This is a genomic window from Acinetobacter gerneri DSM 14967 = CIP 107464 = MTCC 9824, assembly GCF_000368565.1.
Taxonomy (GTDB): domain Bacteria; phylum Pseudomonadota; class Gammaproteobacteria; order Pseudomonadales; family Moraxellaceae; genus Acinetobacter; species Acinetobacter gerneri.
Genome location: NZ_KB849543.1, coordinates 75,314 through 90,971, shown reverse-complemented (window position 1 = coordinate 90,971; position 15,658 = coordinate 75,314). Strand labels below are relative to the sequence as shown.

General features: G+C 37.3%; 16 protein-coding genes. 3 read left to right on the top strand and 13 right to left on the bottom strand.

Annotated elements, in window-relative coordinates:
- Positions 1 to 13 precede the first annotated feature (13 nt).
- Positions 14 to 847: an undecaprenyl-diphosphate phosphatase gene (locus tag F960_RS08820; protein ID WP_004862856.1), complete on the bottom strand. Its 834-nt coding sequence runs from the start codon at positions 845 to 847 to the stop codon at positions 14 to 16.
- Between the two features lie 130 nt (positions 848 to 977).
- Positions 978 to 1,667, bottom strand: a complete 690-nt coding sequence (locus tag F960_RS08815; protein WP_004862854.1) for a YggS family pyridoxal phosphate-dependent enzyme — start codon at positions 1,665 to 1,667, stop codon at positions 978 to 980.
- 122 nt (positions 1,668 to 1,789) lie between these two features.
- Between F960_RS08815 and F960_RS08810 the strand changes: the two genes are divergently transcribed.
- Both F960_RS08810 and F960_RS08805 read left to right on the top strand, forming a co-directional pair.
- Positions 1,790 to 2,827: a type IV pilus twitching motility protein PilT gene (locus F960_RS08810; RefSeq protein ID WP_004862851.1), complete on the top strand. Its 1,038-nt coding sequence runs from the start codon at positions 1,790 to 1,792 to the stop codon at positions 2,825 to 2,827.
- A gap of 14 nt (positions 2,828 to 2,841) precedes the next feature.
- On the top strand, positions 2,842 to 3,972 hold the full coding sequence (locus tag F960_RS08805; protein ID WP_004862848.1) for a PilT/PilU family type 4a pilus ATPase: 1,131 nt from the start codon (positions 2,842 to 2,844) through the stop codon (positions 3,970 to 3,972).
- 109 nt (positions 3,973 to 4,081) lie between these two features.
- Here the strand turns inward: F960_RS08805 and fur are convergent, their stop codons facing one another.
- Positions 4,082 to 4,519, bottom strand: coding sequence for a ferric iron uptake transcriptional regulator (fur, locus tag F960_RS08800; protein WP_004862846.1), 438 nt, complete (start codon positions 4,517 to 4,519; stop codon positions 4,082 to 4,084).
- A gap of 112 nt (positions 4,520 to 4,631) precedes the next feature.
- Here fur and F960_RS08795 point away from each other — a divergent pair, with 112 nt between their 5' ends.
- Positions 4,632 to 5,030, top strand: a complete 399-nt coding sequence (locus F960_RS08795) for an outer membrane protein assembly factor BamE (RefSeq protein WP_004862841.1) — start codon at positions 4,632 to 4,634, stop codon at positions 5,028 to 5,030.
- Between the two features lie 92 nt (positions 5,031 to 5,122).
- On the opposite strand, the gene F960_RS08790 is transcribed toward F960_RS08795, so the two are convergent.
- The 10 genes from F960_RS08790 to F960_RS08745 all read right to left on the bottom strand — a co-directional run bounded on the left by F960_RS08790 (position 5,123) and on the right by F960_RS08745 (position 15,390).
- On the bottom strand, positions 5,123 to 5,446 hold the full coding sequence (locus F960_RS08790; protein ID WP_004862836.1) for an RnfH family protein: 324 nt from the start codon (positions 5,444 to 5,446) through the stop codon (positions 5,123 to 5,125).
- Positions 5,443 to 6,525, bottom strand: a complete 1,083-nt coding sequence (locus F960_RS08785; protein ID WP_035373825.1) for a membrane protein — start codon at positions 6,523 to 6,525, stop codon at positions 5,443 to 5,445. The genes F960_RS08790 and F960_RS08785 overlap by 4 nt, the downstream gene beginning before the upstream one ends.
- 276 nt (positions 6,526 to 6,801) lie before the next feature.
- A complete protein-coding gene (locus F960_RS08780) occupies positions 6,802 to 7,257 on the bottom strand; it encodes a bacteriohemerythrin (RefSeq protein ID WP_004862829.1) in 456 nt (151 codons plus the stop codon).
- 256 nt (positions 7,258 to 7,513) lie between these two features.
- A complete protein-coding gene (locus F960_RS08775) occupies positions 7,514 to 8,362 on the bottom strand; it encodes a class II glutamine amidotransferase (RefSeq protein WP_004862826.1) in 849 nt (282 codons plus the stop codon).
- Between the two features lie 98 nt (positions 8,363 to 8,460).
- Entirely contained in the window at positions 8,461 to 9,249 is a 789-nt protein-coding gene (locus F960_RS08770; protein ID WP_004862821.1) for a GNAT family N-acetyltransferase, read from the bottom strand.
- Between the two features lie 120 nt (positions 9,250 to 9,369).
- Complete coding sequence (gene argB, locus F960_RS08765; protein ID WP_004862817.1) at positions 9,370 to 10,278, bottom strand: acetylglutamate kinase; 909 nt, start codon at positions 10,276 to 10,278, stop codon at positions 9,370 to 9,372.
- Between the two features lie 10 nt (positions 10,279 to 10,288).
- Positions 10,289 to 11,713, bottom strand: coding sequence for a phosphomannomutase/phosphoglucomutase (locus F960_RS08760; RefSeq protein WP_035373853.1), 1,425 nt, complete (start codon positions 11,711 to 11,713; stop codon positions 10,289 to 10,291).
- Between the two features lie 214 nt (positions 11,714 to 11,927).
- Positions 11,928 to 12,380 carry a dUTP diphosphatase gene (gene dut, locus F960_RS08755; protein ID WP_004862809.1) on the bottom strand — a complete coding sequence of 151 codons (453 nt, stop codon included), beginning with the start codon at positions 12,378 to 12,380 and terminating at the stop codon, positions 11,928 to 11,930.
- Positions 12,381 to 12,404: 24 nt separating this feature from the next.
- Positions 12,405 to 14,444, bottom strand: a complete 2,040-nt coding sequence (locus F960_RS08750) for a UvrD-helicase domain-containing protein (RefSeq protein WP_004862806.1) — start codon at positions 14,442 to 14,444, stop codon at positions 12,405 to 12,407.
- Positions 14,445 to 14,727: 283 nt separating this feature from the next.
- Positions 14,728 to 15,390 carry a YiaD family glycine zipper/OmpA-like lipoprotein gene (locus F960_RS08745; RefSeq protein WP_004862803.1) on the bottom strand — a complete coding sequence of 221 codons (663 nt, stop codon included), beginning with the start codon at positions 15,388 to 15,390 and terminating at the stop codon, positions 14,728 to 14,730.
- Between the last annotated feature and the right edge of the window lie 268 nt (positions 15,391 to 15,658).

Here is a 15,658-nt window from a genome sequence, read left to right as displayed (position 1 = left end):
AGATCAAATCGCCTTATGAAACAAGCAAAACCACTACAGAAAAAGCCAAGCAATAAATCCCAAATAAGTACCAACGCCCATGTTCAAGCCAAGAAGATAACCATTTCAATGCAGCTAAACCTGCAAAAAAGCTAAACACCATGCCAAACAAACTTGGCATCATCAAATGCCCTATTTGACTACTTTGCAAACCTTGTGAATGGATCAAGCGATAAAACTCTTTGACAATCACAGCAGGCGTTAAAACAACAGCCAAAGCAAAGCTAAACTCTTCTGCTTTTTGACGAGAAATCCCTAAAAATAAACTGGTCGAAATCGTCGCACCCGAGCGTGAAAAACCACGGAATGGCAAACAAAACGCTTGTACTGCACCAATAATTGAAGCGCGTTTAAAGTTGATTTCGCCTGTCTGTTTGCCATCAAATCTTGATGCGATAATGATAATAATCCCGACGGTTGCCAATGCTGCCGCCATCAATTTTGAATTGCTAAATAAATGTTCAATCTCAAAACTGCTTGCACCGCCAAAAAACACGTGTTTGATAATCGCTTGTAAAGCTAGCCCTAAAACACCTGTGATCCCTGTCGCTAAGATGACATAAAATGCTTGGCGTTTAAAATCTTGCCATGTTGAAAAATAAGTCTTCTTCCAAGATTTCCAAAAATATACGATTACAGCAAACATTGTTCCTGTATGTAGCATCACCAAGAGGAAAGTCATTTCAGGAGCTGATGGATCAAATCCCATCAATTTCTCAGCTAAAATGACGTGTGCAGAACTTGAAACAGGAAGTAATTCTGCCAAGCCTTGTACGATTGCTAAAATCAATACATGCAGTAAAGACATCAATTTTCTCTAATTTTAAAATCATTGATGCCTTATACGTTTTGAGCATTAAGCATGTATTAAAAATTGCTTAAAAAGTGCTATTTTTAAAAGACCACTCTACTCAAAAACTTCCTCACTTTTTATTCGTTTATTTTTGAGAATAATCACGTGAACCAAAAAGTGCTGTCCCGATACGAACCATGGTCGAGCCAGCCGAAATTGCTGCTTGCATATCCCCTGACATGCCCATGCTCAAGGTATCCCAATCTTCAGGATGCGCATGTGATGACTTCACTTGATCAAATAAGTTTTTTGCATCTGCAAATGCTGCAGTATTATTTGGTGCAGGAATCACCATTATTCCACGAAGTTTTACATTTTCGAGCTGGCTAATTTCACTGACCAAAGTCGCAACTTCACTTGGCTCACAGCCATCTTTCGTGTCTTGCTGATCTATATTGACCTGTAAACATAGATTGATCGGTGTTTGGTCTGGCAAACGTTGATTTGAAAGTCGCTCAGCAATAATAAAGCGATCTACACCATGCACCCAATCAAATTTTTCAGCCAAATGCTTAGTTTTATTACGTTGCACATGCCCTATAAAATGCCATTCGATATCAAGATCTTGAAGTTCTTCAATTTTATTTAATGCTTCCTGCAAGTAGTTTTCACCAAATCGCTGCTGCCCTGCTTGATACATTTCTCTGAGCATTTCACTCGGATGGGTTTTAGACACAGCTAAAAGTTGAACTGAATTTTCACTTCTATTTGCCTGTGCACAGGCATTTCCAATCTCTGTTAAAACTAGACTAAGTGCATCTTTTAGCTGATTCATTGATTCGCTTCTCATTTGCTCAAACTATTTTATTTTCCCCAGTAAAATTGGCTTGGTTCACTTTGGGGAAAGTCTTATTATCCTACAAAATAATTATTTTTTTTGTTTGTTTTGGGGAATTCATGGATATTACTGAATTATTGGCATTTACTGTCAAAAATGGGGCTTCAGATTTGCATCTTTCCGCAGGAATGCCACCATTGATACGCGTCGATGGGGAAATACGACGGATTAATTTACCTGCTTTAAGCCACCAAGATGTCCACCAGTTGATCTACGACATTATGTCTGATAAACAACGACGTGATTTTGAAGAATTTTTGGAAACGGATTTTTCATTTGAAATTCCCAATATTGCCCGTTTTCGTGTCAATGCTTTTAATCAAAATAGGGGGGCTGGTGCCGTATTTCGTACTATTCCAAGCCAAGTACTGACTTTAGAAGAATTGGGAATGGGGCAAATATTTCGAGATATTTGTGAATTTCCTAGAGGAATCGTTTTGATTACTGGTCCTACAGGTTCAGGCAAATCAACAACTTTAGCTGCAATGTTGGATTATATAAATGATCACCGTTATGACCACATTATCACCATCGAAGATCCGATTGAATTTGTTCATCTCTCAAAAAAATGTCTGATCAATCAACGTGAAGTCCATAAAGATACACTCGGTTTCAACGAAGCTTTACGCTCTGCCCTACGTGAAGATCCTGACATCATTTTAGTCGGAGAATTACGTGATTTGGAAACCATTCGTTTAGCTTTAACGGCTGCAGAAACTGGGCATCTGGTTTTTGGTACTTTACATACCAGTTCCGCTTCAAAAACCATTGACCGAATAATTGATGTCTTTCCTGCCGCAGAAAAAGACATGATCCGTGCCATGTTATCTGAGTCTTTGCAGGCAGTGGTATCACAAGTCTTATTAAAAAAAGCAACAGGTGGTCGTGTCGCGGCGCATGAAATTATGATTGGCATTCCTGCGATTCGTAACTTAATCCGTGAAAATAAAGTCGCTCAAATGTATTCATCCATTCAAACTGGAGCAAGTTATGGCATGACCACACTCGATCAGAGTTTAAAAGCTTTAGTCACGAAAGGAACGATTGCTGCAACGACTGCTCGAAATTATGCAAAACAACCCGAATTATTTCTATAAGTGGAGTAAATGACATGGACTTTTACGGTTTACTCTCTTTGATGAGCGAGCAAAAAGCATCAGATTTATTTATTACTGCTGGTGTAGAACCTTCATTAAAAATAAATGGGCAAATTATTCCCGTCACTAAAACTAAATTGAATGGCGAGATAATTCAACAAATTTTATTTTCTATATTAAGTGAAAAACAACGTATTGAATTTGCTGAAACCCATGAGTGTAATTTTGCTATCACGCATCATGAAAGTTCAATCCGCTTTCGGGTCAGCGCTTTTCAGCAAAAAGATCAACCTGCGATGGTCATTCGACGGATCGAAAGCAAAATTCCGAGTATTGATGAACTGGCATTGCCACCTATTTTAAAAGATTTGTCCTTAACTCAACGTGGTATCATCATTTTGGTCGGTGGAACTGGCACAGGAAAATCAACCTCTATCGCCTCAATGATTGGTTATCGCAATCAAAAAACCAAAGGACATATCGTCACGATTGAAGATCCGATTGAATTTATTCATGAACATGCAGGCTGTATTATTACGCAGCGTGAAGTCGGTATTGATACTGATTCTTATGAGATTGCTTTAAAAAACACGTTACGCCAAGCGCCAGACGTCATCGTCATTGGTGAAATCCGAACGCGAGAAACCATGAATCATGCTATCGCTTTTGCTGAAACTGGACATTTGGTTTTGGCAACTTTGCATGCAAATAATGCCAATCAAGCTTTGGATCGCATCATTCATTTCTTTGAAACAGACCGCCACAATCAGCTCTATATGGATTTATCTCTAAATTTAAAAGCCATCATTGCACAACAACTCATTCCATCTAGCAACGGCGGTCAAAGACATGCAGCGATTGAGGTACTCATCAACTCACCGCTTATTTCTGATCTGATTCGCAAAGGTAATATTCACGAAATTAAAGAAATCATCCAGCGTTCAAATGAATTGGGAATGCAAACTTTCGATCAAGCACTTTTTTCGCTCTATCAAAATAAAATGATTACTTATGAAGATGCTTTGAAATATGCAGATTCGGCCAATGATCTTAGACTACAAATTAAATTGGCCAATGGTGGAGATCAAGCCTTTAGAAATTTAAATTATAAAATTTCTTTTGATAAATTTGATGAAATAAAATGATGTTGAATAATTCAACAGAGTGGCGCAAAGTATAATTTAGCGTTTTTTTAAACCGCAATAAAATAGGGGAAGCTATAAAACTCCCCCTAATTGTTGTATTTATGTGATTTTATTTTTTACGCATCGCTTCCTGACATTCAGGCTCATCACAATAACCGTATAAGTTAAGTGAATGTCCAGTCAAGGTAAAGCCATGTTTATCAGCGACTGAATGCTGTTCGCTTTCAATTAAATCATTAGTAAATTCAATTACTTTATTGCAGTTTTGGCAAACAAGGTGATCATGATGGTCATCCTGCATAATTTCGAAAACAGAATGATTGTTTTCAAAGTGATGACGCTGAATAATACCTGCAGCTTCAAATTGCGTTAACACTCGGTAAACCGTAGCTAGACCAACATCTTCACCTTGTTCTAGTAATGTTTTATAAATGTCTTCCGCGCTCAAGTGGTGTTGTTTTGAATTTTCTAATAATTCCAAAATCTTGATACGTGGAAGAGTTACTTTTAGTCCAGCTTTACGTAAATCTTGATTTGAAATAGCCATGAAGAAGGGTCTCTAAACAAATTTTAAGTTGGAATATGCAATAATGTTGAGATGCAGTATGATCTATCCCTAGATCAAATGCATCAATAATTAATTGGGATAGTGTAGCAAAATGCAAAAAATCATGTTGACCTTATTTGTCACTTTACTACTTGGTGGGTGCTCAGTTTTCGGCGTATACAAAGTAGATATACCACAAGGAACACCATTAACCAAAGCTCAAGCTTCAAAAATTCAAGTAGGAATGAATTATCAACAAGTTCGCTTTTTGCTTGGTAGCCCAACAATTGCGGATCCTCTGAATCCAACACGTTGGGATTACGTTTACAACTATATCCCAGGAACCTATGCCAAAAAAGCTAAGATTCCTGCTGCACATGGTCAGCATTTAACAATTTACTTTGATGACACTGGTGTAGTCAACAAAATTGACGGTTTAGATACCATTCCTGAATCTCAACCGGGCTTACCTGCTTCAAAAGAAGCAATCTTAAGTGCGCCCTCACTATAGACACTTTAAAATAAAAAGAAACCCCTCAATGAGGGGTTTTTTTAATAAATGCGATAGCTTAAAGCGATTATCTGTAAAACAGAGCAATAATTTTATTTTGATAACTTAAAACGATTGCCACGACAATACCGACCAACTGGATTTTTGATCGCACGGTTACGACGAATATCTTTCGGATTAATCGTCAAGGCACGATAAATCTCTACCCGATCCCCTGCTTGTAATTTACTTTGTAAATCTTTGACTCTAACGCCAAAAATACCGCAGTTTAGAGGCTCAGGCAGTGTTGTTTTATTTTGAATACCACTTTGCTCTATGGCATCCAAGATACTCATCTGCTCTTGGAATGCCACTTCAATCACAAATTGCTCATCTAGCGCAGCATAAGCAACCCATACTTTTTGTTGATTACTCATGCCAATAACTGTCCAATCACAGAAATCATCGCAATAACAATAGCCAACGGTAAAATGATACGAATGAAAATACGCCAAACATTATAAAAAAGTTCGCTACTAAAATTCATTGCTTTACGTAAATGACTGATTTTCATGATCCATCCAACAAAAACTGAATAGATCAAACAAATCACCAAGCCCCAAAGCATCAACACAACATTGAAAATTGAGTTCACTTGTGGGATTGCCCACACCAATAGTGCAATAAGAATCACCGCAAATTGGATAAGGATTGAAATTTGACGTTGTTGCAGTTGTTCACGAGCCAATTGCAACAATAAAGCAGTTGCAGCCAAAGTTGCAGCAATGATGGTATAGCCTGTAATTTGATTTGAAACCGCAAAGAAACCAAATGCAATCACAGCAAGTAATTGTGCAATCCAAATCGGCAATGCAGATTTAGTCGCGCTTTCTTGTTGGGTCAAAGAAGTATTGGTTTGCCAATAAATTCCCAAACCAAGACCACTTGCAATCAATGCCAAGACCGTTGCATTGCCCCATTCATTGAAACCTAAAGCAGTCATATGCCAAGGTTGCAAAGCTGTACCCATGACATTTGCCATCACCAATGATGCAATCACGCCTAAAGCAGTGATAATCGCCAAAATTTGACGTGGCAAAAAAGATAAAGCAAAAGCTACAACAGCCAAACCGATAAAGACAAGATTTGGTGCAAAGCTCAGCCCAGATTGCGCAATCAATATTTGACTACTATTGCTGAGCATAGCCCCTGATAAAAATGGTATGAAGACAACGGCCAACCAACCCACGATACGCCATTTAGATGAAGCATCCGCATCTCGGGTTAAACTCATTAAAGCATTCAATGAAGATGTTTTTGCACGTTTTGCTAAGGCAATTTCCAAAAACACCACAGGTAATGCCAAAATGCACATCGTGCCTAACCAAAGCAACCAAAAATCTAATTGGCGATCAATAGAGATATCAACACTTGAAGCAATTGCAGCGATAATCAAAAATGAAACGCAAAATGCCATCAGTGGAGCTAACCATCTCGACATAGAATTGTCCTGCATACCGTATTCCGTCTATATAACTGATGCTATTTTGCCTTTGTCACGCTTTAAAATCAAAAGACTTCTTGCACAATCTATAGATGTTTTCGAAAATAGGCTTCTTTGGCTCACTAAATATCTTTTAAAACATCAAAATAAGATCAAATAACGATGTCAAAATTTAAATGAAACTTACTGTTAAAAAGAAGAGCAAATCACCATGTAAATGATGATTTGCTGCGCTGAGTCTTGAAAATTATTATTCTGAAAACTTATTGTTATTTATTATTATAAATCTTAGGAAAATAGTCGTTTAAACCAACCTTTTCCCTTTTGTTGTTCTTGCTTTTTTATTACCCCAATCATATTTTCTTTTACCGAATCGACATAATCTGCATCATCGTGTTGTATATGATTTATAAGCCATTTTGATAGAACTTCATGCAGTTCATTTTCTATTGATTCCCCGTCCTGAAATTTTTGTCTATATCCTTCGATTCTTTTTATAAATAAATCATGCACTTTTTTATGTGGTACAGCATATTTATATTGTGCTTCTACTTGTAAGCTTTCTTCAAAAGTAAAATGTGACTGTGTATAGTCAATAATATCGTTTAGAATATTTTTTATATCATCACGATTGGTATTTTCTTCTACTGAATCTAATTGATTAATATAGTCTAAGATTCTTTTATGTTGATCGTCGATCACATCGATACCAGTATTATAAGCTGGAATCCAGTTCATTTTCATGTGACCACCCTTAAAATCAAACTTGCTTGTTGTTAATCATCTTATATAAAAAAAAATAAATAAAAATAAAGCATTTAAGTCGGGATTAATGCTTTATTTTTTAAAAATATATAAACCTATGTTTTTTAATTGAAATATATTTATACCCTAGTAAAAGAGTAAGTTATTTTTTAACCAATTTATACAAATGTTATTATTTAATGACTAAATTTAATTCGCAAATAGTCAAATTTATAATAAATGTATTTTAAATATATTAATATATATCTGCTTGTGTTATTCGTTTTAAACTCGGATTTTCTGCTTCTCTTTTTAAGCGCTCAACATGCGTTAATTCTTGGCGTGTCGGCTTACCATTTTGAAATAAAATCATTTCTCCTGGTTTATATGCAATCCAGTTTTCATTTTGTGTCAAAGGTTCGGTCGTAATCACAGCAACACGATCATCCGGTGTCGTCACTTGACTAAAATCAACTTCAACATCGATATCAATCAGTTGTGCATGTTGGAATGGATATTCACGAACAAGCCAATGTAACTTGGTTGTTGCATAACTAAATAAAGCTTGTCCATTGGACAAACAATAGTTGAATGTTCCATATTCAGCGATCTTCGGTGCGATTTCTTTTAGCGCATCAAAAATCTGTTCTGTTTTTGGCTCTACAAATCCAAATTTTTCAACCAAATGATCCAATAAATAACAAAAAGCACGTTCACTATCAGTATTGCCTACTGGGGTATAACGTCCAGCAAGTTTAGGCTCAAAGTCGTGTAAATCACCATTATGGGCAAAAATCCACTGTCTTCCCCAGAGTTCACGAATAAATGGATGTGAGTTTTCTAAAGTGATTTTACCTTGAGTTGCTTTACGAATATGTGCAATCACGTTGCGTGATTTGATTGGATAATTACGGACTAATTCTGCGATAGGCGATTCAACTGCTGATTGATTATCAACAAACAAACGGCAGGCTTTGTCTTCAAAAAATGCGATCCCAAAACCATCGGAATGGTCAGATGTAATCCCCGCGCGCTGGGAAAAGCCACGAAAAGAAAACGTAATGTCTGTCGGTGTTGCACAGTTCATTCCAAGCAATTGGCACATATTCATTCAAATTGTATGTTGTTATACGAATATTGTGCATGAGTGTGGCTTTGCTTGCAAATAAGAATATTTGCAAGCAGTATTTATTTCGTTATTGATTAACGGTGAGCCATCTTGTTTAGCACAAAGTTTTTTGCGATGTTGTTCACTTCTAGATATACGAAGTAATCTAAGCAGTTAAATTCTTCATCATAAAATGCTTCAGGTGACAATTTCGCTTGCATATCGAGATAGACTTGAAAGAGTTTTGGTATTTTTTCATCTTGAGCAAAACTATAGTTCGGATGCTTAGGTTCAAATTTCATTTGTGATGGAATATTGATCTTCTGTGCCAAGCTCAAATTTTGCAACTTTTTATGGGTGTAATAAGCTCGTGCTTCGTTGCCATCCAATCGAATACTGACACATCCAATCAAATATTTTGCACGCATTTCCCAAAGGACTTTAGGAACCAAATTCATCCATAAAATCGATAACGCACGTCCATTTCGATAGCGTGGATGGACACAGGTGCGTCCGATTTCAACGACATTACTCAAATCTGACAATTCGGGAACGATTTTAAATTCTTGTGCGCTATAACTTTTTGCTAGCTCAAAACCTTGAAAGCGTTTTAAGCGGGTGTATGCCACGATTTCATTGGTCAAACGATCACGCAAAACTGCATGTTCACAGCCAAAATCATAGACATCCTGATCTAATCCATTGGCAAAATGGATACCAAACTGTTTAGAGAATTGTTCTGCACGAAATTTTTGAACCTCCTGTATTTGTTTTAGATCTTCTGCCCATTCAAATTTATATTGATTTTGTGATTGATTCTTTTTCGGTTTCGGTAAAGGAAAATTATTTAAAGTTTGGCGATATTGATTTAATTTTGCAAACATCTGCATGGCTCTCTTGGTGTTTTAATTAACACTAAGCATTGCCAGTGACAACTTAATGACGTAAAAATGAACAGATGATGACATAAAAAAGCCACCGTAAATCGGTGGCTTTTTAAGTTTTTATGATTTAACCGCTTTACTACGATTGGTAATCAAAGTACCGACACCATGATCGGTAAAGATTTCTAATAATGTCGCATGTGGTACACGTCCATCGACGATATGTGCACTCACCACACCACCTTTGACCGCATCCAGTGCACAACCAACTTTCGGTATCATGCCACCGTAAATCACACCTGTTTCAATCAGGTGATCTACTTCTTGCGTGCTGAGTCCAGTCAAAAGATTTTTATTTTCATCCAATACACCCGTGATATTGGTCAATAAAATCAATTTTTCTGCACCCAATGCTTCAGCAACTTTACCTGCAACCAAATCTGCATTGATATTGTAAGTATTGCCTTGATCATCGACACCCAGCGGTGCGATCACTGGGATGAAGTCACTTTGGGTAAACATTTCAAGAACGTCAGTTTTAACCCCAACCACTTCACCAACCAAGCCCAAATCAATTTGTTGCACTGAACCATTTTCGTCCGCTTTTTCCATCAAAAGCTTACGAGCACGGAGTAAATTTCCGTCTTTACCAGTCAAACCAATAGCACGACCGCCGTGCTTATTGATCAGATTGACAATCGATTTGTTCACACTTCCTCCAAGCACCATTTCTACAACTTCCATGGTTGCTGGATCTGTAACACGCATACCATCGATACGTTCAGACTCACGACCAAGTTGTTTTAAAAATGAATCGACTTGTGGTCCACCACCATGCACAACAATAGGGTTTAACCCTACAGTTTTAAGTAACACGATATCGCGAGCAAATGAACTTTCCAAAGCAGGATCAGTCATTGCATTGCCACCATATTTCACAACCAGCGTTTTTCCTGAAAAACGTTGAATATACGGCAAAGCTTCAGTCAAAATTTGAGCTTTGTCGATGCCAGTATGCTGATGTGGCATTCGCCTCTCCTTATTGAGCATTTAAAATGTCATGTGCGATTTTGGGATATCGATCACTTAACATGGTAACAAAGGTATTACGGATATCATTTAAACTTGATGGACTATCCGCATCAAATCGTACGGTAAAGTATTCACCTGTATTCGATGCTCGAATAATGCCAAATCCATGATCAAAATCAAGTCGTACACCATCTATTTTGCTCATTTCGGCAGAAGTTTTTTGACTCAATGTTTCAATATCATCTAATAAAACCGATGGATTGATATTATGGGTACTAATATAAGTATCTTCAGTATGACACCGCTCAGGATAAGCAGCCAAAATTTGCGATAAAGTTAAATCATTTTGACTTAAATATTCCATGACTCGAAGTGCAGCATAAATGCCATCGTCATAGCCCATGCCACGACCATCATTAAAGACATAATGCCCGGCGTATTCTCCACCAAATACAGCTTGCCCTTTTGACTGAGCTAAATATTTACGTAGGAAACTACTGCCTGTGCGCAGCATTTTTGCTTTACCGCCTAAGGCTTCAATCGTCTGGCGTACCATGACTGAACATTTCACATCATAAACAATTTCTTTGTGCGGATGATCTGTCAAGCAAAGCTTGGCAAAAAGTGCAAGCAAACGATCTGCACTGATGATTTTGGCATTTTCATCAATCAATACGACCCGATCACCATCACCATCGAGTGCAATACCCAAATCGGCATGGGTTTCACAGACTTGCTTTCTCAGTTCTGTTAAATGGATCGATTTGGATGGATCTGGCGCATGATCAGGAAAATGGCCATTGGCATCACATCGAATCGCGACCACTTCACAGCCCAATTTCTTTAAAATCTCAGCTGAACTCTGTCCTGCCGAACCATTTAAACCATCAATCACGACTTTCAATGGCTTGCTAAGTTTGATATCAGCGAGTATTGCTTGTTGATATTGATCAAGATAATTTACTTTAAATAGATGATGCCCGATCGAAAGATCAGTTAAATCTTCAACTGAATGAATATGTTGTAATGCTTCTTGTCCTACTTCCTGAATCATTTCTGGTGTAGGTGGCTCACCTTTGATCACCCATTTAATGCCATTATCCGTTTTAGGATTATGGCTGGCAGTGATCATAATGCCATTGCCCTGTTGCTGTTTTGCAATAAAATACATTTGTGGTGTTGAGCAACAACCTATATTTTCAACTTTAAACCCTTGTTGAATAAAGCTTTTCTCTAATAAATCCGCAATAATCGGACTCATTAAACGCGCATCATAACCTATGACGATTTGGTCTTGGGCAAATTGTTGATATTGGTGAGCTAAAGCTTTGGCAATCGCAAGAATGACTTTTGGACTGAGTAATGATGCTTTGCCCCGGATATCGTAAGCACGGAAAATTTCCGTGGGAAAAAACTGTTGTTGTATATTCATAAGCAATACTTCTTGTTGCTTAACCTCTTTAAACGCTTCAAAAAAGGCAAACAAATCCATGCCTTATATAAATTCTGTAAAATCTTTTACATTAATTTAAGCTCATATTAAGTCATATTTGATTTTTTTCAGATTTTTTTCGATTGCTTTTTTGTTACATTTCATCTTAAAACAAAATAAAAGCTTGAAATTTCAAGCTTTTATTTTTAAAACATTATTGTTTGCCAGTGTGCCCAAAACCACCTGCACCACGTTCTGTTTCTTCAAACTCAGAGACGATGTCAAATTCTGCTTGCATAACAGGTACTAAAACGTACTGAGCCAAGCGTTCACCTGGTTCAAGTTTAAAAGTTGTTTGACCACGATTCCACACAGAAACCATTAACTCACCTTGATAATCTGAATCAATCAAACCCACCAAGTTACCCAATACAATTCCATGCTTATGACCTAAGCCTGAACGAGGCAAAATTAAGCCTGCATATTTTGGATCATGAATATAAATCGCCATACCTGTTTTCACTAAAACAGTTTGCCCTGGTGCAATTTCAATGGCTTCATCAACACAAGCACGTAAGTCTAAACCTGCTGAACCCGTTGTTGCATAAGTCGGTAAAGGCCATTCTTGACCTAGACGTTGATCAAGTACTTTTACTTGAACTTTCATAAGAAATTCCTATTAGGGAGAAAATTATTTTTTCAATAAAGCTTTTAAATTTTGCAAATACTGCTGAGCCTGTAATTTAGGATCAACATTTTCAGCCAATTTTTTCTTGCGACCCAACCAATCCACTTCTTCTTGAGGTAACTCATCCAAGAAACGGCTCGGGGTCATTTGCTTCATTTGTCCACCATTTTTACGCTGTTCTGCCAAAGTCAGCGTCAAACCTTGCTGTGCGCGGGTAATCCCTACGTACATCAAACGGCGCTCTTCTTCGATCGTTTCAGCAGCAATCGAGTTTTTATGTGGAAGCAATTCTTCTTCCAAACCCATAATATAGACAAATGGGAACTCAAGTCCCTTAGAGGCATGTAAAGTCAACAAGTTAACCTTATCTGTATCCTCTTCTTCTTGCTGTTGTTCCAGCATATCTAAAAGCACCATTTTACGAATAACGCTTTCAATATTTTTTTCGTCTACATCTTCTGCTCGATTGATCAAACTCTGGATACTGCTATACAGCATTTCCACATTATCCAGCTTGGTTTTCTCTTGTGCAGGCGTTGCAGCTGATTCTTTTAGATAATCGATATAGCCTGCTTCATTCATCATCTGACGAATCTTCGGCACTGGCTCATCATCATCGAGCAATTCGCGAGTAAAGGTATTGATAAAATCTGCAAATTCAGCCAATTGTGTTGTGGCTTTTTTTGGCATAACCATCGTTAAACGTTGGTCACTTGCCGCACTTAACAATGATAAATGATTTTCTTGCGCAAATAAGCCCAATTTTTCCAAAGTCACAGGACCAATCGCACGTTTAGGTGTATTGATAATGCGTAAAAAAGCACTGTCATCTTCTGGATTGATGATGACACGCAAATAACTCATGATGTCTTTGATCTCTGCTCGCGCAAAGAATGACTGACCACCTGATAACTTATAAGGAATTTGCATCTGACGAAGCTGAGTTTCGAGTACACGTGCTTGGAAATTTCCACGATATAACACCGCATAATCTTTCCAGTTTTTGCCATTCATCAATTTATGCGTTAGCAAATCTTTCACAACGCGTTCAGATTCATCATCATCATTTCGGCAAGTAATCACTCGGATCACTTCACCATGACCTTTGTCACTCCACAATTTTTTATCAAAAATATGCGGATTGTTTTCAATCACATGGTTGGCTGCTTTTAAAATACGGCTCGTCGAACGATAGTTTTGTTCAAGCTTAATCACTTTTAAATTGCGGAAATCTTCTTTCAGCAATGCCATATTTTCAGGTTTTGCACCGCGCCAAGCATAAATTGATTGGTCATCATCACCTACGGCAGTGAACTGCCCCATGACACCAACCAACAATTTAACCAAAATATACTGTGCTGTATTGGTATCTTGATATTCGTCGACCAACAGATAACGCACACGATTTTGCCAGCGATCACGAACCTCTGCATTGTCTTGTAAAAGACGAGTAGGCATCACGATCAAATCATCAAAATCAACCGCATTATAAGCACGTAAATTACGCTCATAAAGCTGATAAAGATGTGCCAATTGAACATCATCTGCAGTTTCACAGGTTGTATGCGCTTGTTCAGGCAAAATCAGATCGTTTTTCCAATCTGAAATCTTTTTCATCGCTTTTGCGATCAAATCTTTACTTTCAGCACCCGACATATTGTCACGATGCATTAAGTCCATCAAAATTCGTTTGCAATCATCCGCATCTAAAATTGAAAAGTTATTTTTCAATGGCGTATTTTTAAGCTCTAAACGCAATAAATTTAGACCAAAAGTATGGAATGTCGAAACTGAAAGCCCTTTTGAATCTTCTTTTGATAATAATTTACCGACACGTTCTTTCATTTCACGTGCGGCTTTATTGGTAAATGTCATTGCTGTAATACGATATGCAGGGATACCACATTGTTTTACTAAGTATGCAATTTTTCTTGTAATTACCGAAGTCTTACCCGAACCTGCGCCTGCAAGCACTAACAAGGGTCCTTGAGTGTATTTCATGGCTTCAAGTTGCTTGTCATTCAATTGACTTGCAGATGACATAAGAGTACCTCGTTAAAATCAGAGCATGATTATAGACATCTCAAACTGGGATGACTAGGGTTAGTTTCATCGGAAAAATTTACGCAAAGGTCAAAGAAAAATTTGAAGATCATTCAGAAAAATTGGCTGCAATATTTTGATTTAAAAGCTGTATATCTATTTTAGTCAGATTATATTTCAAGCGTTTTAAAATCTAATCTGAGATTCTTAAATTTCTATTTCTAAAATGTTAGACAAAAAAAATCGCAAATATAAAATTTGCGATTTTTTTAATTCGGTCGAATTATTGAGTAGCGTAGATGCTAATTTCAACACGACGGTTTTGTTCACGACCCGCAGCAGTACCATTGTCTGCGATAGGGTTTGAAGCACCGTGACCTTGAGCATTAATACGTGCAGAAGGAACACCTTGACCAGCCAAGTAGTTCGCTACTGATTGAGCACGAGCTTGTGATAATGGAATGTTGATTGAGTCATTACCAGTGCTGTCTGTATAACCAGTTACAAGAATTGCACTCTTGTTATCTTCAGTCAAAGTTTGCGCAACTTTATTCAAAGTTGTATAGAAGTTAGGTTTGATGTTTGATTTGTTCGTATCAAATGTGATGCTACCAGGCATAATCAAGTTTACAGAACCATCTGGATTACGGTTAACTTCTACACCAGTACCTTGCATTTGTTGGCGAAGTTTTTTCTCTTTATTATCAAGATATAAACCAGCACCAGCGCCCAAAACTGCACCAATTGCAGCTGCACGGTTGTTTTGTGCAGATGAGTTAGCATTTGAACGAGATAAACCATAACCCGCAGCAGCACCAATTAGAGAACCGATGGCAGTTTTTTTATAATCGCTAATGCCACCGCTTGATTGACCGTTTGTTGGAGTTGTTTGACAGCCAGTAAGCGCCAATGCACCTACAACAGTTGTAATGACTAGTGCACGCATCGCATGCCTCCTCAAAAAAAAATATTAGTATTTAATACAGTAAACAAATAATGAATCAAGTATATGCCTAATACCATTGATTTTTTGTTAAATTCCTTCATATTTTTTACATTTTGTAATGATGTTCATGTTTTTACGTTACCAATGAACATAATTCATCCAAAGTTATACTACTTGATTAGAATTTGATTATTATATCTTTCATGTCATGAACAAACATTTTGCAAAATTCAAGTATTCGTTCAATTCAGAAAATTTCATTTAACAG